The sequence below is a fragment of the uncultured Campylobacter sp. genome, assembly GCF_938030785.1.
GTDB lineage: Bacteria > Campylobacterota > Campylobacteria > Campylobacterales > Campylobacteraceae > Campylobacter_B.
The window spans coordinates 21,079-41,662 of the sequence record NZ_CALHIK010000069.1 but is presented as its reverse complement, the minus strand read 5'-3'; the positions used below and the strand labels follow the sequence as shown (position 1 = coordinate 41,662).

At 46.4% G+C, this 20,584-nt stretch carries 21 protein-coding genes and 2 pseudogenes; 19 read left to right on the top strand and 4 right to left on the bottom strand.

The window, feature by feature from the left end:
• Positions 1-458: 458 nt before the first annotated feature.
• Together Q0438_RS03775 and Q0438_RS03770 are read left to right on the top strand one after the other, a co-directional pair.
• Positions 459-704 (top strand): helix-turn-helix transcriptional regulator, encoded by a 246-nt coding sequence (locus Q0438_RS03775; RefSeq protein ID WP_040303199.1) that lies wholly within the window; start codon positions 459-461, stop codon positions 702-704.
• 1 nt (position 705) lies between these two features.
• On the top strand, positions 706-840 hold the full coding sequence (locus tag Q0438_RS03770) for a hypothetical protein (protein WP_005869088.1): 135 nt from the start codon (positions 706-708) through the stop codon (positions 838-840).
• Between the two features lie 547 nt (positions 841-1,387).
• On the opposite strand, the gene ppk2 is transcribed toward Q0438_RS03770, so the two are convergent.
• On the bottom strand, positions 1,388-2,290 hold the full coding sequence (gene ppk2, locus Q0438_RS03765; protein WP_299187524.1) for a polyphosphate kinase 2: 903 nt from the start codon (positions 2,288-2,290) through the stop codon (positions 1,388-1,390).
• Between the two features lie 108 nt (positions 2,291-2,398).
• On the opposite strand from ppk2, the gene dsbD reads away from it, so the two are divergent.
• From dsbD to Q0438_RS03680, 16 genes and pseudogenes are all read left to right on the top strand, one after another.
• Positions 2,399-4,372, top strand: a complete 1,974-nt coding sequence (dsbD, locus tag Q0438_RS03760; protein ID WP_299187523.1) for a protein-disulfide reductase DsbD — start codon at positions 2,399-2,401, stop codon at positions 4,370-4,372.
• A gap of 48 nt (positions 4,373-4,420) precedes the next feature.
• A complete protein-coding gene (hisB, locus tag Q0438_RS03755; protein ID WP_299187521.1) occupies positions 4,421-4,999 on the top strand; it encodes an imidazoleglycerol-phosphate dehydratase HisB in 579 nt (192 codons plus the stop codon).
• Between the two features lie 260 nt (positions 5,000-5,259).
• Positions 5,260-5,682 carry a hypothetical protein gene (locus Q0438_RS03750; RefSeq protein ID WP_299187518.1) on the top strand — a complete coding sequence of 141 codons (423 nt, stop codon included), beginning with the start codon at positions 5,260-5,262 and terminating at the stop codon, positions 5,680-5,682.
• Positions 5,683-5,690: 8 nt separating this feature from the next.
• Complete coding sequence (locus Q0438_RS03745; RefSeq protein WP_299187515.1) at positions 5,691-5,828, top strand: hypothetical protein; 138 nt, start codon at positions 5,691-5,693, stop codon at positions 5,826-5,828.
• A gap of 1 nt (position 5,829) precedes the next feature.
• Positions 5,830-6,129 (top strand): hypothetical protein, encoded by a 300-nt coding sequence (locus tag Q0438_RS03740; protein WP_299187512.1) that lies wholly within the window; start codon positions 5,830-5,832, stop codon positions 6,127-6,129.
• Positions 6,130-6,165: 36 nt separating this feature from the next.
• Positions 6,166-6,777 (top strand): annotated as a pseudogene (locus tag Q0438_RS03735) (PstS family phosphate ABC transporter substrate-binding protein); the annotation flags it as partial.
• A 114-nt stretch (positions 6,778-6,891) separates the two neighbouring features.
• Positions 6,892-7,335, top strand: coding sequence for a hypothetical protein (locus tag Q0438_RS03730; protein WP_299187509.1), 444 nt, complete (start codon positions 6,892-6,894; stop codon positions 7,333-7,335).
• 193 nt (positions 7,336-7,528) lie between these two features.
• Entirely contained in the window at positions 7,529-8,017 is a 489-nt protein-coding gene (locus Q0438_RS03725) for an HAD family hydrolase (RefSeq protein ID WP_297961976.1), read from the top strand.
• Between the two features lie 67 nt (positions 8,018-8,084).
• On the top strand, positions 8,085-8,618 hold the full coding sequence (lptC, locus tag Q0438_RS03720) for an LPS export ABC transporter periplasmic protein LptC (protein WP_299187507.1): 534 nt from the start codon (positions 8,085-8,087) through the stop codon (positions 8,616-8,618).
• A complete protein-coding gene (gene lptA, locus Q0438_RS03715) occupies positions 8,582-9,097 on the top strand; it encodes a lipopolysaccharide transport periplasmic protein LptA (RefSeq protein WP_299187505.1) in 516 nt (171 codons plus the stop codon). Before lptC ends, lptA begins: the two co-directional genes overlap by 37 nt.
• A pseudogene (locus tag Q0438_RS11130) lies at positions 9,094-9,306 on the top strand (GTPase); the annotation flags it as partial. The gene lptA and the pseudogene Q0438_RS11130, both read left to right, overlap by 4 nt.
• Positions 9,307-10,105: 799 nt before the next feature.
• On the top strand, positions 10,106-10,945 hold the full coding sequence (locus tag Q0438_RS11125; RefSeq protein WP_367178490.1) for a GNAT family N-acetyltransferase: 840 nt from the start codon (positions 10,106-10,108) through the stop codon (positions 10,943-10,945).
• On the top strand, positions 10,912-11,400 hold the full coding sequence (locus Q0438_RS03695) for a hypothetical protein (RefSeq protein ID WP_299187500.1): 489 nt from the start codon (positions 10,912-10,914) through the stop codon (positions 11,398-11,400). The genes Q0438_RS11125 and Q0438_RS03695 overlap by 34 nt, the downstream gene beginning before the upstream one ends.
• Complete coding sequence (gene mrdA / locus Q0438_RS03690; RefSeq protein WP_299187498.1) at positions 11,397-13,217, top strand: penicillin-binding protein 2; 1,821 nt, start codon at positions 11,397-11,399, stop codon at positions 13,215-13,217. The genes Q0438_RS03695 and mrdA overlap by 4 nt, the downstream gene beginning before the upstream one ends.
• Positions 13,218-13,469: 252 nt before the next feature.
• Positions 13,470-14,117: a hypothetical protein gene (locus Q0438_RS03685; protein ID WP_299187496.1), complete on the top strand. Its 648-nt coding sequence runs from the start codon at positions 13,470-13,472 to the stop codon at positions 14,115-14,117.
• A gap of 412 nt (positions 14,118-14,529) precedes the next feature.
• Positions 14,530-15,921 (top strand): OprD family outer membrane porin, encoded by a 1,392-nt coding sequence (locus Q0438_RS03680; protein WP_299187493.1) that lies wholly within the window; start codon positions 14,530-14,532, stop codon positions 15,919-15,921.
• Positions 15,922-16,642: 721 nt separating this feature from the next.
• On the opposite strand, the gene Q0438_RS03675 is transcribed toward Q0438_RS03680, so the two are convergent.
• The 3 genes from Q0438_RS03675 to Q0438_RS03665 form a co-directional block, all read right to left on the bottom strand.
• Entirely contained in the window at positions 16,643-17,314 is a 672-nt protein-coding gene (locus Q0438_RS03675) for a NapC/NirT family cytochrome c (RefSeq protein WP_299187526.1), read from the bottom strand.
• Positions 17,311-17,742 (bottom strand): cytochrome c3 family protein, encoded by a 432-nt coding sequence (locus Q0438_RS03670; RefSeq protein WP_299187491.1) that lies wholly within the window; start codon positions 17,740-17,742, stop codon positions 17,311-17,313. Before Q0438_RS03670 ends, Q0438_RS03675 begins: the two co-directional genes overlap by 4 nt.
• Before the next feature lie 81 nt (positions 17,743-17,823).
• Positions 17,824-19,365: a flavocytochrome c gene (locus Q0438_RS03665; protein ID WP_299187489.1), complete on the bottom strand. Its 1,542-nt coding sequence runs from the start codon at positions 19,363-19,365 to the stop codon at positions 17,824-17,826.
• 139 nt (positions 19,366-19,504) lie between these two features.
• On the opposite strand from Q0438_RS03665, the gene Q0438_RS03660 reads away from it, so the two are divergent.
• Positions 19,505-20,416, top strand: coding sequence for a LysR family transcriptional regulator (locus Q0438_RS03660; protein WP_299187487.1), 912 nt, complete (start codon positions 19,505-19,507; stop codon positions 20,414-20,416).
• The last annotated feature ends 168 nt before the right edge of the window (positions 20,417-20,584 follow it).

The window sequence follows — 20,584 nt, the reverse complement described above, 5'->3', positions numbered from 1 at the left end:
GTAGGCAAAACAAGAGGCGGAGCTATCAATGCAGGGTTTGAGATTATGTTTTAAAGGCGAGTAGGGCTTTTAAAATCAAAATTTAAAAAGCTAAAACGGACCGGTGGTTATGCCGGTTCGTTTTACTATTCTTCGCCTGGCTTTTACGCTATTTTATCAATCAATTTTATTTAATCCTTGGAAATTTCAGCTTTCTTGTTTGATATTTCTATAAATTTTTAAAAATCCACTATTTTATAAGTTTAAATTTCAAGTCTAATCCCATTCCAAATCTATATTTTTCCTCCACCCCATACCTGCAAAATTTTATAAAATTTTATGTTTATTTTATGCAGTATTCTGTATAATTCACACGGATAAACGAAGTGTTTTGCTATTTTTACTTATGAATAACACGATTTTTATTCATTTTATACGATTTTATGTATAATTAACGAATAAATTTGTATAATTTTCATATGTTAGAAACGAGCGATATATTCAACATTTTGCACAATGCCGTCGAAGCCAAAAACAACGGCAAAAAGATCTCCCATGCCGCAATGGCGCAGAGGTTAGGCGTGTCGATGCGGACGTATCAGGACTGGCGCTTGGGCACGACCAAGCCGCAGGCCGCGACCGCGATATGCCAGATGTTGTGCGAGCTCGATAGCGACGACGCTGCGTTTGTACTGCATAAGATAAAAAAACTTATAGGAGAGTAGAGTGCAAAACATTACTTTGCAAGAAAAGCTGGATCTACAGGGCGTCTTTCGCGTGATTTATGAGAAAAAAGAGTCGAAATTCGCGATCTTTTACAAGGCGCTTTTGAAGAAATTTTTTAAAAATTTTAAAAAATGAGCGCCATTCGGGAGCATATTGTTATGTTTCCCAGCGGCAAATACAGATCGCGCTCGTAGCACCAGTGCCTCTTTCTTGCGCTGCGACTGTGTGTGGCATTCTTTGATATAAGGCTTGAATGAATGTCGCCAAGCCCCCGTTTTAAAATCTTGATTTGCCTTTCTGCTTCTCGGGTACCGGCTGGGTTTGATTCTAAATTTTATACCTCGGCATATACGATCTTAAAATTTAACCCTGATCGCTTTTAAAATTTTATCGGTAGTCTTTAAAATTTTGATATAAAATTTGGCGCGCTAGCGAAGCGGATGAAATAAAATTTAATTGCAAGTTTTAATTAAAAAGCAGGAGAAGTGCAAGCGAGAGTTTTAATGAAAGGAGGCGGCAAACTAGGACTTTAATCAAAAGCAAATGTAGCCGAGCCGCGGAAGCTTTGGTTAAAGCAAAATAAGACCCGCACTACTTTTACTGCACCAAATATTTTCCAAGAACTCGCCTTAATCAAATCCAAGCTGGGTCCGCATCGTAAATTCCGTCAAATTCTTAAAATTTAACCCTTTTTCTTATCCTTCTTGTTCTTGCGAGAGGGGCTTTCCAGCTTGCGCCAAGCCTCGCTTTTTTGGCTATCCTCCATTAGCACTATCTCCCTGGCGCCGTTTCGCACGAGGTTTGGATCCACCGCAAGCTCTTTCGCATCGATCTTTTCGGGATAGTCTATGCGTGAGAGGATGCAGCGAAAGGCGTTTAGTCGCGCGATCTTTTTGTCATTGCTATCAAGGATCGTCCACGGCGCAAACTCGGTATTTGAAGCGAGCAGCATCGAGTATTTTGCGAGCGTGTATTGATTCCACAGCTCCTGCGATCTCGCATCCACCGGCGAAAGCTTGTATTGCTTCAGCGGGTCGGTACGGCGCGATTCAAAGCGCCTTTTTTGCTCCTCTTTGGAGACTGAGAAGTAAAATTTAAACAAAATTACCCCCGCACTTACCAAAAGCTCCTCAAATTTAGGCACCTGGCGCAGGAAATCTTTATGCTCGGCGTGGGTGCAAAAGCCCATCACCGGCTCGACCATCGCGCGGTTGTACCAGCTGCGGTCAAATATCGTGATCTCGCCGCCGCTGGGTAGGTGCGCGACGTAGCGCTGGAAGTACCACTGCGTCTTTTCGACGTTGCTTGGCTTTTCGAGCGCTACAATGCGGCATCCGCGCGGGTTTAGATGCTCGCATAACCGCTTGATCGTGCCGCCTTTGCCCGCCGCGTCGCGCCCCTCCATCAAAATCAAAATTTTTAGCCCCTTTTCTTTTACGAATTTTTGCAGCTTCAAAAGCTCGATCTGGTATCTCTCAAGCAGCGTTTCGTAGTCTTTGAACGAGATTTTTTCATACTTTGAGCTTTTAAATTCTATCTCTTTCAGCGCTATTTCGCCCGTTTCGGTTTTGATCTCTTTGCTCATATCGCCTCCTAAAAATTTTAAGGAATTTTACAAAAAACTTCTTTAGATTACACTATAAATTCATACTTATTACGTTAGAATGTAGGAAAAAATTTCAAAGGATAAAATTTGATCAGATCGCTGATTTTGGTAGCATTTTTTCTCTTGGGTTTAGGTGCCGAGCCCTTAAAACCTTCCGACGCGTTCAAGCTTGACGCGACGGCGCAAAGCGATAGCGTAACGCTAAGCTTTGATATCGCAGACGGAATCTATCTCTATCAAAACGAGATAAAAATTTTCATCGGTAGTGCGGAGGTGACGAATTTAATAAATCTGCCCGCCGCGACCGAATACAAAGATTATAAAATTTACGAGGGCAAATTTAGTATCGCCGTGCCTTTAGGCCTCGTGCTCGCAAATGCCCCGAACAGCGATGATTTTGTGCTTAACGGCGATTTTCTGGGCTGCACGAAATCGGGTTTTTGCTACCAGCCGCAGCAGTTCGGCTTTAGCTTCAAGCGTGCGGCGGAGGGCTATGAGATCGGTAAAATTTCAAACTCTGAGCTGAAAAGATATCGAAAAGGCGCAAATTCCGCGCATATTTCTGACACGTACAGCGCACAGAGCGGGAATTTAAATTTTGAAAGTAATACCGCAGCCTCGGGCGCCGCGGCAAATTCTGAGGTAAGCTCGCACGCGGCGGGAAATTCCGCGGCAAGCTCGGCGGGAAACGCTGCGGTAAATTCCGACGAAACCTCCGCGCAAAAAACTTCTCGCGGCGTAAATTCCATCTCCGAGCAGGATAAAATTTTAAATATTCTCGGCGGCAAGAGCTTCATCGCGGCGATCGCGCTGTTTTTCGGCTACGGCGTGCTGCTCTCGCTAAGTCCTTGCGTCTATCCGCTCATCCCGATCCTCTCGTCGATCATCGTGGCGAAAACTTCCTCGAAGCCGAGCGCGAAAAAAAGCCTCGCCGTAAGCCTCGCGTATATTTTCGGGATGGCGAGCTCGTATGCGATTTTAGGAGCTTTCGTGGCGGTTTTCGGGCAAAATTTACAGGGCCTGCTGCAAACTCCGCCCGCACTGATCCTAACCTCGCTCATATTCGCTGCGCTCGCGTTTTCTATGTTTGGATTTTACGAGATCCGCCTGCCTGCGCGCTTTCAAAGCTTCTTAAATAGCAAAAGCGAAAATGCTGGCGGCCTGATCGGAGTTTTTTCGATGGGGCTTATCTCGGCGCTCGTCGTATCGCCATGCATCTCCGCTCCGCTTGCAGGCGCGCTCGTTTACATCGCGGGCAGCGGCGACGTTCTGCTGGGTGCGGCGGCTCTTTTTGCGCTGGGGCTCGGAAGCGGCGCGCTACTGCTTGTGGTAGGGCTCGGCGGCGCACTGCCTAGGCCCGGAGCTTGGATGGAGGCGGTGCCTAAAATTTTCGGCTTTTTGTTGCTTTTTACGGCAGTGTGGATTTCGCGCGCGCTCATCGGCGAAAATTTAAGCCTGCTGATTTACGCAGTTTTAGGCGCGATCTTTGCAGGATTTTTAGGGCTGTTTGACGGCGGCGCGGGCGGGATAAAGCGCGCTTTGGCTCTTATAATCGCGCTATATTCGGCGCTGCTACTCGCAGGCTTTGCCAGCGGCGCGAAAGATTTTTCCAGACCGCTTGGTAATCTAATCCCGCAAAGCGCGAGATATTTCGAGGAGGGCCCCGGCGGCGAGAGCTTGCAAGCGGGTGAAATTTCTCGCGCTAAAAATTTAAGCGGCGCGCATTTTTCGTTTGTGCACGATCTGGCGCAGCTGCGCGGCGAAATAGAAAATTCCAAAAAGCCCGTGATAGTGGATTTTTGGGCTAGCTGGTGTAAAAATTGCGAGCAGAGCGAGCGAGCGTTCGCAGATCCCGCTCTTGCGGGCACTCTTGATAAATTTAGCCTTTTAAAGATCGATCTTAGCGAAGATAGCGAGCAAAATAGGGCGATAAAAGCGCATTTCAACGTATTCGGTCCGCCTACGATTCTGTTTTTTAAAGAGGGCGCCGAGATTGCGAACCTGCGCCAGATCGGCAGCGTAAATTCCGAAAAGCTGGCCGAAATTTTAACCAAAATTTAGTGAAATTTAGATAGATTTCAAACAAAATTTAGTTTTAAGGATTGCGCGATGATAAGCAAAAATAGGGCTACGAAAGAGACTAAAATCGAGCTTGAGCTGGAGCTTTACGGGCGCGGCGCGGCGCAGATACAAACGGGCATCGGTTTTTTCGATCATATGCTTAGCGCGTTTGCCAAGCACGCGTGGATCGATCTGAGCTTGCGCTGCGAGGGCGATTTACAGGTTGATTTTCACCACAGCGTCGAGGACTGCGGCATCGTGCTCGGAAGCGCGATCAAAGAGGCGATCTATCCCGCGCAAAACATCGAACGCTTCGGCGATAGCGTCGTCGTGATGGACGAAGCCGCCGTAAGCGCCGCGCTTGATTTTTCCAACCGCGCGTTTTTGGTATTTGATTGCCCGAGCCTAAAGCGCGGTAAGATCGGCGAATTTGACGCCGAGCTCGTGGAAGAATTTTTCCGCGCTTTGGCTTTCAACGCAAATTTAACGCTGCATCTAAGCCAGATCCGCGGCGAAAATCTCCACCACGTTTCAGAGGCCGCGTTTAAGGCGTTTGCCGTCGCATTCCGCCGCGCGATAAGTATCAACGAGCGCGCCGGCGTGCCTAGCACTAAGGGCGTTTTATAGCGGCAAATGCGCGCCAAATTTAGCAACATTAGCAATTCGCGGTTTTGTAATTTTATCGGCGTTTGAAATTTTACTCTCGCCGCCGCTTGAAATTTGCAAAATTTCGCCATTGCTCGAGCAAAGCACGCCGCTTTATTAAGATCGCTTATGCTGGCGGCGCATTTGCGCCCGCCGCGCGAGCCGCGAACTATGCTATATGAAATTTCGCACTGCCTGAGCGCTAAAATGCCGCTTTGCATATTAAAATTTAAAGGTAAAAGATGAATAATTTCGGATCGCTTATGGAGATTTTAAATGTGCTGTTTTTGATCTGCTTTGTTTGGCTTATCGTGTGTTTGATTAAATTTATCAGATCAAAAGACGAGCCGGAGCGCCATAAAAGAGATAGAAAATTTCTAATCATTTCGACGGTTGCGTTTTTATGCACCCTTACTCCGCTGGTATATTTTGAGTGGCTGCCGGATCTATTTATCTCGATCTCGGTTTTGATCGCGCTGCCGATAATTTCGTTTATTTTCCTCATCGTGTATTTGGTAAAATTTATTAAATCTGCTAAAAGCGCGCCCGAGCGCCGCAGAAAGATTAGAAATCTCCTGATCCTCTCCGCGTTTTTATTCATAATTTTTTCGGCAGTCTTAGCCGGCTTTTTATGGCTACTTGACCGTGCGCTTGCGCATATGTGAGGCATAAAATGAGCGATGAAATTTTTCAAAAAACGATCGCCGTAATAATTACGGCGTGGGCGATCAGCGTTTGCGCACTGATGGGGGCGGCGCTGTATCTTCAGAGCAAATGCTCAATCATCTCCTATATCGCAAACGGAAACTAAGATGAAGCGTGCAATTATCGCCATTTTGCTGCTGCTTAGCTTTGCGGCTTTCGATTTTGCGTTTTACAGCCTCGTCGTGAAGCGATACGTAAATCAAAGCAGCGCCGAGATGCAAGCTAAATCGATCGAGCTGCATAAATTTCTGCCGTTTGAGCAGGGCTCGCAGATCGTGCGCGCCAGCTCTGGCTTAAAACTTAGCGGCGATCTGCCGATAATCGACGGCGCAGCCGCGCTATATCCGGTATTTTCGGCATTCGTCGCGGCGAGCTATCCTAAGGACAGCGTGGAATTTGACGGGTAAAATTTCACGAATGCTAGTAGGCTTAAATTTAACAACACTCGCGGCGCGTACAAGGCTATAAGCGATGGCGAGGCGGATCTGATCTTTGTCGCCGCCCCTTCAAAGCAGCAGCTTGATTACGCGCGAGAAAAGGGCGCAAATTTACGCTTCGTGCCGATCGGGCTGGAGGCGTTCGTCTTTATCGTAAATACAAATAATAAAGTATCGAATTTAACTGTGGATCAGGTGCGAGGAATTTATTCGGGGCAATATAGCGACTGGTCGCAGCTCGGCGGCGAGCGCATGCGAATAGATGCCGTGCAGCGAAACGTAGGCAGCGGCAGCCAGAGCGCGTTTTTAAAATTTATGGGCGAGACGCAGCCTAAGCGCAAGATCACGGGCTTTTTCGGCAGTGCGATCGGCTTTTCGTTTCGCTATTACGTCGAGGGGATCGTGCAAAACGGCGGCGTGAAGATGCTTAGCCTAAACGGCGCGTATCCGAACAAAGAAAATATCGCTAGCCGCAAATACCCGCTCGTAGCCGAAATTTACGCGGTTTACGATGAAAACAACAAAAACGAAAATATCCGCATCTTGATAGATTGGATCCTTTCGCCGCAGGGGCAAAGTATCATCGAAAATAGCGGCTACGTGCCGATTAGAGGTTAAATTGGCACCGATCGTGGCAGTTGTGATTTTAGTTAGTTTGCGGCTTTTAAAATTACCGCTTGTAAAATAAAATTTGTACACCAAATCGCATTGGCGTAGCAAGAAAGGAAATGTATGGATTTTTTATCGTTTTGCTTTGATAATTTTTGTATATTTATCTATGTAGCGCCGCTTCTTTGCGTTATCGTTTGTATATTTGGGCTTCGCTCTAGCTATAGCGGTGCAGATCGGCAGAGGCTGGAAATGGATTTAACCATCGCCGGGATCCTATCTTTAATTATATACGGTGCGACGTTGTGTGCACTTCTATCGCCCACTGGAGCTTTATTTATGCTTATATTTAGTCCTGCTTCTATAGATTACGAACAAATCATTCTTAAAGTCATGAGGGCGGTTGTATTTATGACCCCGATTATAGTTTTTATCTCAAATTTGATTCAATTTATTAAAGACAGAACGAGGTGTAGGGCAAGAAATCTCGCCATTACTGTAGTCGTAGCAATCGTCGTTGCGGTCGTGTTATATTGGCTTTCATTACACAGTCTTACGGCCGAATAAAACGCAAATTTAACCGAGTCGAGTGTTTGAGATTCGACGATACACTTTGACATGTCTGCATTATGCAAAGATTTCAAAATAGCGGCTACGTGCCGATTAAGGGCTAAGATCGCAGCTTAAATTTATACGGCGTTTGCCAAAAATTCAGCCAAATTTCGTTAAAATCATAAAATTTCAAAAAACGGAAAACAAAGTGATAAAGATCATATTTTTAGACGTAGATGGCTGCCTTAGCGACGGCGGGCTGTACCATTCAAACGGCGGCGAAGAGATGAAGAAATTTAACGTAAAAGACGGGTTCGGCATCCAGGAGTGGCAGCGGCTGGGGCTAAAGGTCGCGATCATCACTGGCAAAAGCTCGCAAATCGTCGCAAACCGCGCGCGCGAGCTAAAGATCGATACGCTCTTTCAAGGCGAAAAAGACAAGCTCTCAAGGGCGGAGCAAATTTTAAAAAATTTTAACCTAAGCTTCGATGAGGCCGCTGCGATCGGCGATGATATAAACGATGCTAAGCTTTTAAATGCGGTCGCGATCAGCTTCAAGCCCGCCGATGCGCTAAGCTCGCTAAAAGCGGACGTCGCGCTAAGCAAAAACGGCGGCTGCGGCGCGGTGCGCGAGATGATCGAAATGCTCGTCGATAAAAACGGCATGCGCGAAGAGTGGAATAGCAAATGGCTGTAGTTTCGCAAGCGCGCGTGAGAATGCCTGCAAGAGGCGAAATTCCGCGCAGATCAAAGAGGACCGAGCGATGGTGATAAAGATTTTCTACGTCGCGATTGCGATCTTTTGCGTCGCGATGGTGTTTTTAAGCGTGCAGACGCCATATTTTAGCGATATGTTTAGGCAGGATCTAAGCATTGCGAATATGGAGATGAAAAAGATCGTCGATTATCAGATCGGCGAGCGCGTGGATGCTAAATTTACCGCGGACGGCGGCACTCGCTATAAGGATCGCGACGAGTTTGTAAATTTTAAAGCCGAGGAGATTGGTGCGGATATGAATCACACTTTGGTTTCAAAGACCGCGACGCGCGCAGGCAAGCTGATAAAATTTAACGGCGACGCGCACTATGTAAATAGCAGAGGCTTTGATTACACTGCGCAAGAGATCATCTACGATACGAGCAGCAAGATCGTCCGCTCCGACGTGCCGTACGTGCTGCGCCAAGGCGGCGACCGCATCACGGGCGCAAGCATCAGCTACGATACTAAAACCAAACAAACAAACTCAAAAGGAATCCACGCATGGTATTTAATAAAAGATCAAAACTCCACAAACTAATACTCGCATCTGCGCTAATTGCGGGCTTTAGCGCGACTACTCTTAGTGCCGCGCAGGAGCAGGTCGAGGTCACGGCGGATAATTTTTTCGCCGACGAGATCAAGCAGATCAGCGTGCTGACGGGCAACGTTCGCATCAAAAAGGGCGCTTATGATACGCTAAATTCCGATAAAGTGACGATCTACTTCGACGCCAAGCGCCAGCCTACCAAATACGTCGCGACGGGAAATGCAAATTTTAAAATTTTGCTCAATCAGAAGCATTACGACGGCAAGGGCGGCGTGCTGACCTATGATCCGACCATAGAGGCCTACATGCTCGAAAACAACGCCTATCTGCACGAGGCCGAGACCAAAAAGGAGGTTTACGGCGATAAGATCATCGTAAATCGCCAAAAGGGTACTTACGAAGTAAAAAGCGGCGGCGGCGAGAAAAAGCCCGTGCGTCTGATCTTTCAGGTCGAAGATCAAAACAAATGATCTATCCTAGCAGTGCGCAGTTTATCACCTCCGCCGCAAATATCGCGGGTGCGCCCGAGTTTGCGATGAGCGAAGTGGCGTTTTTGGGGCGTTCCAACGTCGGCAAAAGCAGCCTGATAAACGCGCTTACCGGGCGCAAAAATCTAGCTAAATCAAGCTCGACGCCGGGTAAAACGCAGCTGATAAATTTTTTCGAAGTTAAATTTAAACAAAAGCTTGCCGCAAGCGCGGACGGCTTGCAAAATGAAACATCGCCCGATCTAGTGAGCAAAGAGGCTTTAAGCTCGGCTGCAAATTGCGCGCAAGATCACGCGGCGGCTGCGGCGTCTGAGCGAAATTTAAAGCAAGATTTCGTTTTAAATTTAAAAAGCGCCTCGGCGGATTTTAGATCGGATCGCGAGACAGATCTTGCGGCGGGTTTCGCGCCGAATTCCGCGCAAAACTCCGAATTAAATTTTACAGGTAGATCCGCGCTAAGCTTAGCGGGCAACCCCGCCTTTTCGGATCTTGCTAGCTTGGGGGAAAATATCTCTTTGATCTTCGTGGATCTGCCGGGGTTTGGATACGCTAAGGTTTCTAAAAAACTGCATTATATCTGGCAAAAAAATCTCGACGAATTTATCAAAGAACGCCTAAATATCAAGCTTTTCGTCCATCTCATCGACGCGAGGCAGTTTGATCTTGCGATAGATAAAAATTTGCAAAACTATCTCGCTAGTTTTCTGCGCGGCGATCAAAAGGTCGTGAGGCTCTACACCAAAGCCGACAAGCTCAACCAAAGCGAGCGCGCAAAGCTTTTGAGGCACGATCCGCAGGCGATTTTGGTCTCTACGCTAAAGGGCGGCGGGCTGCAAAAAGCGCGCGAGATCATCGTGCGCAGGGCGTTTGGATTATGAAATTTCTAAATTTAAATACTCAAAATTTCGCGGCGCAGAATTTCAAAATAATTAAATTTAGCGGATATAAAATGCACCGCGAAAATTGCGCGAAGATTAGGGAAAATTTTAGATGATACGGCTAAAAAAAGCGCGCCTTTGCGACATTTCGCGTATGCAAGAGCTCGTAAAAGAGGAGGTTCAAAACGGCGTGATCTTGCCGCTTGAAAGCGATGAGATCGCATCAAATATCCGCTCATACGTGCTGGCGTTCGGTTGTGATTCTAAGGCGGATAGGAGTTTTGATTCCAAGGAAAATTTGAGTTTTGATTCTAAACAAAATTCCGATTTAAATTTAGCCGAGAATTCTGATTTAAATTTAGCGCACGGCTCGGATTTAAATTTAATCCAAAGCTCCGCCGAAAATTTTGCCGAAATTACTTCCGAAAATTCCGCCGAAGATGCCGCCGGCAATTTCGCGTCGCAACGAGATACGTCTCAAAATAGCGCGCCACGAAATAGCGCAGCGCAAGCCATATCTCAAATGGGTCGCGCACAAGCGGGCAAAGAGCAAATTTTACGGAGCGAATATTCGCAAGAAGCGAGAGTTTCTCAGACCGAATATTCGCAGCCTTGCGAATCGCGGTGTCTAAAAGAAGCCGCAATTTTAGCGGGCTTTGCTTCGCTTAAAATTTTTAACGCGGATCTTGCCGAGGTGCGCTCGCTCATCGTCGCTCCGCAGTTTCGCAGGCGGGGCATTGCCAGAGCTATCGTAAACGAGCTGCTCGGTGAAGCGAAATTTTACGGGCTAAAAAGCGTATTTACGCTCACCTATCAAAAGGAATTTTTCGAGCGTCTGGGTTTTACCGAAATCCCAAAAGACGAGCTGCCCGCGCAAAAAATTTGGGCCGATTGTATTAAATGCAAAAAGTTTCCGGTATGCAACGAAATCGCACTTATATATACGTTATAGCGGACACGCTTTTTAGCGCGGGAGTTCTTTTTTACCTGCTTTTAAGTGCGGTATATAGGGGGCTGCCGCCGCTGATCGGATTTTTTTTCACGGCGATGGTGGTGCAAAAATACGAAAACGACGTGAAATTTAAAAAGTTCGGCTTTACCTGGTTTTTCTCTATTTTTTATCTGTTTTGCGCCGAGCAGATCCACGGATTTAACCTATTTAGCGTGGCTATCGCGTATTGTATATTTTATTTCGTGGTCTATGAAAACTCATTTAAATATATTAAATTTAGAAATTTTTTGATCTGCTTTTACGTGATGATTAGCTATGTTTTGGTCTTTGTGGTGAGCAACGCGATCTCTGCGATCAAAAAGAGCGAGTATCTGCCCCTAAGCGGCGAGTATTTAAATTACATCGTGATTGAAATTTTGCTTGCTCTGCTCTTTTTTAAGGGGCGGCTGGTATGAGGCTGAAGTTTGTATTTGTATTTGTGATACTATTTTTTAGCATGCTTTTGGTTAGAATTTATTATCTTTCGATCAAATCAAACGAATTCTACGAGCAGGTCGCCAAAAACAATGTCATCTCTACCGAATACATCCCGCCGGTGCGCGGTCAAATTTTAGACGCCAAAGGCCGCCCGCTCGCGATAAATAATCTCGGCTTTTCGCTATCCATCGCGCCGCACCTAAAAGACGCCGCGCTGCAAAGCGAGCTGAATAATATCTCGCGCTACTTCAAAGATCTCAACGTCACCGCGATGAGCAAGAGCTACAAGGACGCGAATTCCGCTTACAATCAAGACTTTATCGAAGTCGTGCCGTTTTTGGACTACAACGCCACGATAGAGCATTTCGCGAGCTTGAGCCTACACGAAAATATCAAAATTTCGCCCGCTTCACAGCGCTTCTACCCTTACGGCGCGCTTGCTTCGCACATCATCGGCTACGTCGGCCGCGCCAATAAAAAAGATATCCAAAACAACCCTCTAAGCGCGCTTACCGGATACAATGGCAGAAGCGGCGTCGAGGGGTATTATAACGAGCTTTTGCAGGGCAGCAAGGGCGAGCGCAAGACGAAGGTTACGGCGCTAAATCAGGTCGTAGAGGAGATCTCGATGCAAGAGCCTAGCAGCAGCGAAATTTCGCTTACCATCGATCTTGAGCTGCAAAAATACCTCGAGGAAATTTTTAAAGATAAAGACGGCGTAGCGATCGTGATGGATCTGCGCGACGGCGCTATTATCGCGGCGGGCAGCTTCCCAGAGTACGATCTAAACACCTTCGTGGGCGGAATTTCGCAGGCGCAGTGGGACGAGCTGATAAAAGATCCGCGCCATCCGTTTACGAATAAGCTCGTAAACGGCCTCTATCCGCCGGGCTCGGTCATCAAGATGGCTGTAGGGATGAGCTTTTTAAACAGCGGTAAGATCAACGAAAACTGGAGCGTGTTTTGCAGCGGCGCGATAGAGCTAGGGGGGCGTAAATTTCGCTGCTGGAAGAGCTGGGGTCACGGCCGCGTGAGCCTAGTAGAGGCGATTAAAGGCAGCTGCGACGTGTATTTTTACGAAGGCTCGCTGCTAGTGGGGATCGACTATATGTCCGCGTATCTGCAGCGTCTGGGTTTCGGTAGCAAAACGGGCGTCGATCTGCCCAATGAGTTTGTAGGCACGATGCCTAATAAGGCCTGGAAAATGCAGAAATTTAAGCGCCCGTGGTATCAGGGCGAGACGGTCAATGCCTCGATCGGCCAGGGCGACGTGCTCGTCACCCCTATGCAGGTGGCGAAAAACACCGCGCAGATCGCCTCGGGCAAGGCTATCACGCCGCATTTTTTAAAAAGCATCGACGGTAAGCTGGTGGAATTTACCCCTACCGAGCTTTTCACGCCGAAAGAAAAGGCGCAGCTACCCCTCGTGCGACGCGGGATGTATGAGGTCGGTAACAACCCGGACGGAGGCACCGCCTACAAGCTCATCCATACCGCAGTAGTGCCTCTAGCGGTCAAGACCGGCACCGCGCAGGTCGTAGGCATCTCGCAGACCACCAAAAAGCGAATGAAAGAGGCCGATATGGACTACTTCCACCGCTCGCACGCCTGGATGACTAGCTTTGGACCGTACGACAAGCCGCAATACGCCGTAACAGTGCTCGTCGAACACGGCGGCGGAGGCGGAAGCGCGGCAGGACCTGTGATAATGCAAATCTACGAAAAACTCGCCCAGATGGGCTATATCGACGCCAACGCAACTACTAGCAAAGACAGCGCAAAGAAGGCGAAGTAGGATAGAATTTTAGAATTATAAAATTTTAGAATTCTGTCCATGCTTTGCTTGCTTTAAATTTTAAAATTTAGCAAGCCTTTGCGGGTTTAAAATTTTAAAATTTATCCGCTTCCGTAAGTCTGAAATTTTAAAATTTAGAGTAGCAAAAGACCCTAAAATTGGATAGAGCAAAGCGGTTTTAAATTTTAAATATACCGTAAGAATGAAACGGATAAAATGCGCCAGAATATTTTTTATAAAAATGGGGATTTCATGAGGGACTACGATAAGGAGCCGATAATAGTAAAAAATGACTATTTGTTAAAAAGCGAATTGGCTATAAGAATTTTCTTTTTAATATTAGCGTCAATCTTCGCTATTAGATGTATTTTTCCTATAGAAAGCCTTTTTAATAATGCCCTTAGAAAAAGCGAGTTAGCGCTTTGCATATGTGTATTTTTTGGTTCAATTTTTAAAGATTTGGCAATGGTAAGAGGTATGCTGGTAAATAACTTACAAATTAGAATTTTTAATAAAAGAATTGAATGCGATTATGTAGACTTTACCGGTAATTGTAAAATTTTAGAATTTGGAGTTGATGAAAAAACAAAAATTACATACTCATATATGCCTAGATTCGGCGAAAAAATTGGTAATAAGTCTAATATGAAAATATCAGAAAAAATAGCTGATACTTTAGTCTATATACCGGCTATGCTAATAAATATGTCTTTTGTTTTAATATTTCAAATTCTAAAGCTTTTTAAAATAGAAAGATATTATATATTAGACAATGGCAGCATGACCATATCGATCAGACAAAATCAAGAGATTATTGATAAATTTGGAGGTGTTGCTTTCGACAAGGAGAGTTTGACTTTGAGTCTGATAAACCATAGCTCTAAAATTTTTAATACGTAAGGAAAGAGATGTAAGAATATGGGTTAAAAATTTTTAATATAGATATGGGATTATTTGTATTGGCTATGTTGATGAGTATAAGGAGCTTGCAGGCTTGTTCTGAGAAGCATTTAGAGTGGATATTTCTTTTTGGCGCTTTTAGAGAGATGCTTGCCGATAAGCCGAATATAAAGCAACCTTATGAGGAATATAAAATCTCAAATAGGGCAAAAATAATATATCACTATGTCGAATGCGTACTTTGGTTTATAGTAAATGCTTCTATTTGGGTGAGTGTCATAATTACGATTATAGGTTTAGTAATGTCGAAATTTTAGAGTAGAGATGTAAATATGATATAATTCATTTCAAAAATATTGATACAAGATTAAAATTTCGATTTAAATTCTATTTTAATGAAAGGAGATTTCGAATGAAACTCATCAAACTAAGTTTAGCTGTGGCGGTTTGCGCATGCGCGGTGTCCTCGCTAAGCGCGGCGGATAGCGTAGCCGAGGCGATCACTAACGGTAAGTTTGGCGGAACGGTAAAGACCACTTACGCCAATAAAACCGTAGATAATAGAGGCGAAGCCGCTACGGGCGATAACGACTACGAGGCATTCGGCGTGGGTCTTGAGCTTGGATATGTCACCGATCCTCTTTACGGCTTTAGAATAGGGCTTACCGGACAGGGCTGGTTGATGCCGTATCACGTAGGCTCAAGCAATAAGATCGCCTACGATAAGGAGTGGTATACTAAAGGTGCGGTATTATCGGAATTATACCTAGGATACGGCATAGGAAATACCGATATAAAGGCGGGTAGACAATATGTCGTTACTCCGCTCGTTGCTGGCAACTATACAAGGGCGTTTAAAGAGGCTTTCGAGGGCGTAGCGATATCCAATAAAGATATCCCAGATACTACATTGTGGGGCGGATGGTTTTATAAATTCCAAGGCAGGAGCAAAACCGCTATGGGCGCTCCGGCCGGCGAAGGAAAGGCTCCTTTGTTTAAAGATAGAGTGATTCTGGGTAATATGACCGGTCCGGTCGCCGTAAAATTTGAAAATATCTTCTCCGCATATGTTCAAAACAAATCCTTGCCTTATACTACTTTAACCGGCGCTTACGCAGCGGTAACGGACGTTAAACCGGCTAACGCGCTAAAAGACGGCGACGTTAGCTTGTATCTTGCCGAGGCGAATGTAAAAGTGCCCGTAGGCGAAATTTTAAAGCTGGGATTTGATCTTAACTACAAAGGCTCGCGCGTAGACGGAGGGCTGGAGCCAAGAAGGCTTGATGGCGATATGTTCGGTGCAAGAGTCTCGGTTAGCGAGTTTTTCGGATTCGGCCTATCGTATGCCTATACGACCGTTAGCGATGACGATGCCGTTATTTTGGGCGTCGGCAACGGCCCGGGATCATACACTGCTCTGCCTATCAGAGGTCCGTTCGTATTCACAGGATACGCGGGTATGGATACGCACAAGGTCGTGCTTGATTACAACTTTGGCGCTATCGGCTTGGACGGCTTCAAAACCGCGCTGCACTACGTAAAGGGCGATCAGGATAGAGTAGGCGGCACGAATAATATCAATGCTAGCGGGGCTGCGGGCCAAAAGGTCGGCACCAGCATGGACGTAGAGGGCTGGGCGGTAACGGCAAACTACGCTCCTAAGGCCGTTAAGGGGCTAAGCTTGGGCGTAACCTACACTGCGCTTGAAAGAAGCGACCACTACGCTAGCGGCGTAAATAGAAAGTTCGACGAGAACGAGATATGGTTGCAGGCTGCGTATAAATTTGATCTAAGCGGCAACTAAAATTTTAAAGAGCGGAGTATTTTCTGCTCTTTCTCATCCGTATTATTTTGCCTCATATATGACGCAAAAAAGGGCGTTTAAACCCGAAAAATTTATTCTTTATCATCCGTATCATCAAGCGAGCCCTTGCTTGCTAAATGCTTCAATCCAAACTCTCTAAATTTACACGGACTCTTAAATTTAATGAAACAAGGATAAAATTTAGACGATAAATTTAAATGATAGATTCGGCGAAACCTAGAGAGATGAAATTTTAAATTTGCCGATCTGCTCCGTGAAATTTTAAAATTATAAAGCCTTACTATTAAATTTAACGCAGCTATTTAATCTAGTAAAATTTCAGCAGCATTTCGTAGAATAAGCGCACTGTATATCTGACATCGGCAAACTGATGTTTGTCTTTAAGCCCTTAATATAGCAGGCGTTGACTGCGCCCTAGTATACGGGCTAAGATATCAAAAAAAAGCAATGATTTTTGCACAGCTGCCTTCTAGTAAAATTTTAAATTTGATAAATTTTAAAGCTCGTTCGTAAAGCGTAAAAGAGATGAAAAAAGATAAAATTTTACTTGCAGATCAAGCGGAATAAAAGCGAGATAAATTTAACTTCGCTAAATTTAATCGCCGCGGATTAAATCGAAGCCCTAAATTTGAGTTTTAAATTTAACCCGCGGCGGAATGTGAATTAAAGCGTGAATTGAAGCGCTTATAATCTCAAGGTGTTATTTCTTCGCGCTAGAAGCGTCCATAAACGCCTGCTCTTCGGCACTCGGTTTATACTCGTCGCCGAAAAATCCCTTCTTTGCTTTGATCTTCTCCTCCATCATCTTTTTTTCGTAAATTTTATACGTCGGTCGCCAGTACTCTAGGTAGTTGCGAAGCCCGATGCCGTGGCCCGCGCTTACATGGCAGCTCGCGCATTTAAGCTCGCGCTCGGTGCCTAGGAGCTTTTTGTAGTGCGCGTGCATGCGCTGCGCCTGCTCGGAGGTGATCTTGCTGTCGATCACGGTAGCGTGGCAACTCGTGCAGCCGTTGTCAAACACATAATGCTCTCGGTTTTTGCGCCTTGCGCTCCAGTCGTATTTCTCAGGCTCGTCAAAGAAGTGCGAGTAGCCCTCCAGCACGCCGTTTTTGGCCTTTTGATAGACGTATTTTACGATATTGTCGTGCGGTAGGTGGCAGTCGACGCATTGGGCTTTGACGCCCGTTTTGCCCTTGCCCGAGTGGACGTCGTCTTGATAGGCGATCACCATCGGATCCATCTCGTGGCAGACGTCGCAAAATTTATCGGTGCTTGTTTGCTCAAGCGCGTAGTGCACCGGCACGACGACGAAAAACCCTATAATGCCGCTTATTAAGATGATAAGCGCTAGTAATTTTTTAGAAATTCTCATGGTGTCACCCCCATCCATTGCGGCACTTCGTGCTCGTGGCATTCGGTACACATATTCGTAGATGCCTTGTGCTCGTTGTGGCATTCGTCGCAGTATAGCGTAGGACCGTCGTGGACGGAGTTATGCGGATTAGCCTTAAGCGTATCCATAAATTTAAGCCTCAAAGCGAGCTGCTTTTTATCGCCGTGGCAGCTGATACAGCCCTTGTCGCCGATGCTTTTAAATTTAGACGGATCGCTTCCTTGATTTATGTGGCAATCGACGCAGTCAAACGACAAATGCTCGTGATGAGGTTTGATTTTGTATTTTGCCCGAAGCTCATCTGAAACGACTATGTCCGTGGCGTTGGCGTCGTTGGCAGACGGCGCGCCGAACAAAGTCGCGATGATACAGCACAAAATTAATGCCGTAAAACTGAAATTTTTCATTTACAACCTTTTGTAGAAGTGCCTTGCGGGCCCGCTTTCGCTAACCCGGCAAGGCTTTAAAGAGCTTGCGCTCGGGCCTAGTTAGGCGATCTGCTCGCCCGCGATCATTCCGAAAACTATGCAGTCGGTGATCGCGACGGTGCCTAAGCGGCTTGCTCCGTGAGTTCCGCCGGTGATCTCGCCCGCAGCCCAAAGCCCCGGGATCGGCTTATTGGTTTTAGAAGAGATTACCTCCGCTTTTTCGTTGATCTTTAGACCGCCCATCGTGTGGTGAGGCTTCGGCGATAGGCGGATGACGTAGAAAGGTCCCGCTTCGTTGATCTCGCTAAGCGCGCTTTCTTGCTTGCCGAATTCGTCTTTTTTCGCCTTAACGCCTTCGTTGTATTTTTTGACGCTCTCTTTTAAGGCATCCGCAGGCACGCCGTATTTACTGGCGATCTCATCTAGGCTCGCGCATTCGCCCACTACCTTACCGCCTGCCATGCCTTTAGAAATAATCTCTTCGCTTAGGTCTTTAAACGCCATTTTAGTATCGGCGAAGGTTATCGGATAGGCTTTCGGATCCTCGCGTAAAATTTTAAATTCCGCATCCGCACGAGTCTTGCGATCTGCAAGCTCGTTCATAAAACGCTTGCCCGTGCGCACGTCCACGGCGATACCGTATTTAAAGGTGCCTTGCTGAGTTAGGATCGGAGCGGTACCGAAGCCCTTCTCATCGGGGCTCGCCCACGGACCGAACTGGATCCAATCGACCTGCACCGGATACGCGCCGATCTCAAAGGCTTTTAGTAGCGCGCCCGCGGTAGCTCCCGCGTGATTTGTGCTATCGACGTCATCGGGAATGCGCGGATCTTGAAGTTTGCGGAAAATTTTATCGCGGCAAAATCCGCCCGCTGCGAGCACTACGCCTTTTTTGGCTTTGAGCGTCTTTTTTGTACCGCTGGTGTTTTCAAGATCGTCGCTGTAAAGATTCGGATCAAATTTATACTCCTCGCGGATCACGACGCCCGCTACGCGACCTTCGTCCATTACGAAATCGTCAAATTTTGCGCGGCGGCGAAGCTCGCAGCCCTTATCTTTTAGCGCTTCAAATTTTTCAAGCATAGGCTGGATGTAGCCAGAGCCGCTATCATTTGTAGTTAGCATCGAGCGCGCGACGCTGTGCCCGCCGAAGTGGGCGCAGTGATCCATCTTAAATTGCACGCCGCTATCGACGAGGAATTTAAATGCGTCCAAGCCGCGATCGGCTAGGGTGCCCAAAAGCTCTGGATGGTTGATGCCAAGACCCGCCTTTAAGCAGTCGTTCATAAATAGCTCTTTGCTGTCTTTAACGCCCGTTTTTTCCTGCACGGGGTTCATCGGCACGCTCATACCGCCGCCGTTGATGACGGAGTTTCCGCCGATGCGGCCCATCTTTTCGAGAATCAAGACTTTGTTGCCTTTCTCGGCTGCTTTTAAGCCCGCCGCAAGTCCCGCAAACCCGCTACCGATGATGATAACGTCCCACTCTTCGTCAAATTTGACGTCCTTTGCGTCCACTGCGCTTGCTTGCACATTTACCGCGCTAAGTGCGAGTGCGCCGGCGCCTACCATACCCATTTTCAGTATATCGCGTCTCTCCATATTGCCCCTTTACTTAGAGATTTTTTAATCTTAAAGATTAATGTCGTAATTTTATATTAAATCTTTATGTAAGTCAAATGTTATTTGGTATATAATTTAATAGCTAAAGGCTATAAAATTTCAACCGAAGGGGCAAAAAATGAGCCTGCGACATATGGAATTTGCGGTAAAAATTTCGGAGCTTAAAAGCTTTACAAAAGCGGCGAGCGAGCTTGGCATCGCCCAGCCGTCGCTTTCTAAGAGCATTATGCTTTTGGAAAAGGAGCTCGGGATCGAAATTTTCGATAGGAAAAACGGCCTTGAACTTACATACGCGGGCGAAATTTACATCGCCAGAGCGAAAAATATGCTTAGGCTCAATAAGGAGCTAAATAACGAAATCCGCGGGCTTTCGTCGATTAAGACGGGCAAGCTCGTAATCGGCGCGACCTCGACCAGCTTTAAATTTATCGAAAAGATCATCGCGATGTTTTACAGCAGGTTTTCCAAAGCCGATATCAGGGTCGTGCACGCTCACTCCGAGCCCGCGCTCATCGAGATGCTAAAAAGCGGCGAGCTTGATGTCATCTATGCCGCGCACTTCGGCGAGCTTGCTGCAGAGGGGCTTGAGTGCGAGTTTATAAAAAAGCGCAGGCTGCTTCTAAGCGTCTGCTCCTCTCATCCTGCCGTTTCGCGAGCGAGCATAAATTCTACCGAGAAATACCCTAAAATCGCACTTAGCGAGTTCAAATCCGATAAATTTGCAATCAGCAGTAAAATTTTAAAAAGCGAGTCGAACTTTAAAAAAATATTCGAAAATGCGGGCTTTACGCCTCAAATTTTCTGCGACACCTCCTATCTGTACGTGGCTAACGCGATGGTCGCGGCGGGGCTTTGCGTCAGCTTCAGCTTCGCGCGGTACATTTTTGAGACGCAAAAAGACTACATCACGCTCTTTGACGTCGCGGATGAGCCGCTTTTGGACGTGTCGTTTTCGGTCGTGTATAAAAAACCTTCCAAGCTCGCAAAGGAATTTATAAAGATGATAAAAGCAGGCAAAAGCGACGCGTAGGGCGGATCGGCGCGCAGATTTAAATTTAATAACGCGCCGCAAGGTTAAATTTAAAAATGCACTGCATAGGTTTAAATTTAATAGCATGCTTCGAGACGCTGCGCCAAAGATCGGCTTTTAAAATTTATCCCGCAACCTTGTTTTTTAAATTTCGGTTCGCAGCTTGCT

Excerpts from the sequence above, each read along its gene's own strand:
- Q0438_RS03775 (WP_040303199.1), top strand. The coding sequence starts at position 459 with ATGTTAGAAACGAGCGATATATTCAACATTTTGCACAATGCCGTCGAA.
- ppk2 (WP_299187524.1), bottom strand. The coding sequence starts at position 2,290 with ATGAGCAAAGAGATCAAAACCGAAACGGGCGAAATAGCGCTGAAAGAG.
- hisB (WP_299187521.1), top strand. The coding sequence starts at position 4,421 with ATGATAAGCAAAAATAGGGCTACGAAAGAGACTAAAATCGAGCTTGAG.
- Q0438_RS03750 (WP_299187518.1), top strand. The coding sequence starts at position 5,260 with ATGAATAATTTCGGATCGCTTATGGAGATTTTAAATGTGCTGTTTTTG.
- Q0438_RS03745 (WP_299187515.1), top strand. The coding sequence starts at position 5,691 with ATGAGCGATGAAATTTTTCAAAAAACGATCGCCGTAATAATTACGGCG.
- Q0438_RS03740 (WP_299187512.1), top strand. The coding sequence starts at position 5,830 with ATGAAGCGTGCAATTATCGCCATTTTGCTGCTGCTTAGCTTTGCGGCT.
- Q0438_RS03730 (WP_299187509.1), top strand. The coding sequence starts at position 6,892 with ATGGATTTTTTATCGTTTTGCTTTGATAATTTTTGTATATTTATCTAT.
- lptC (WP_299187507.1), top strand. The coding sequence starts at position 8,085 with ATGGTGATAAAGATTTTCTACGTCGCGATTGCGATCTTTTGCGTCGCG.
- lptA (WP_299187505.1), top strand. The coding sequence starts at position 8,582 with ATGGTATTTAATAAAAGATCAAAACTCCACAAACTAATACTCGCATCT.
- Q0438_RS11125 (WP_367178490.1), top strand. The coding sequence starts at position 10,106 with ATGATACGGCTAAAAAAAGCGCGCCTTTGCGACATTTCGCGTATGCAA.
- Q0438_RS03695 (WP_299187500.1), top strand. The coding sequence starts at position 10,912 with ATGCAACGAAATCGCACTTATATATACGTTATAGCGGACACGCTTTTT.
- mrdA (WP_299187498.1), top strand. The coding sequence starts at position 11,397 with ATGAGGCTGAAGTTTGTATTTGTATTTGTGATACTATTTTTTAGCATG.
- Q0438_RS03685 (WP_299187496.1), top strand. The coding sequence starts at position 13,470 with ATGAGGGACTACGATAAGGAGCCGATAATAGTAAAAAATGACTATTTG.
- Q0438_RS03680 (WP_299187493.1), top strand. The coding sequence starts at position 14,530 with ATGAAACTCATCAAACTAAGTTTAGCTGTGGCGGTTTGCGCATGCGCG.
- Q0438_RS03675 (WP_299187526.1), bottom strand. The coding sequence starts at position 17,314 with ATGAGAATTTCTAAAAAATTACTAGCGCTTATCATCTTAATAAGCGGC.
- Q0438_RS03670 (WP_299187491.1), bottom strand. The coding sequence starts at position 17,742 with ATGAAAAATTTCAGTTTTACGGCATTAATTTTGTGCTGTATCATCGCG.
- Q0438_RS03665 (WP_299187489.1), bottom strand. The coding sequence starts at position 19,365 with ATGGAGAGACGCGATATACTGAAAATGGGTATGGTAGGCGCCGGCGCA.
- Q0438_RS03660 (WP_299187487.1), top strand. The coding sequence starts at position 19,505 with ATGAGCCTGCGACATATGGAATTTGCGGTAAAAATTTCGGAGCTTAAA.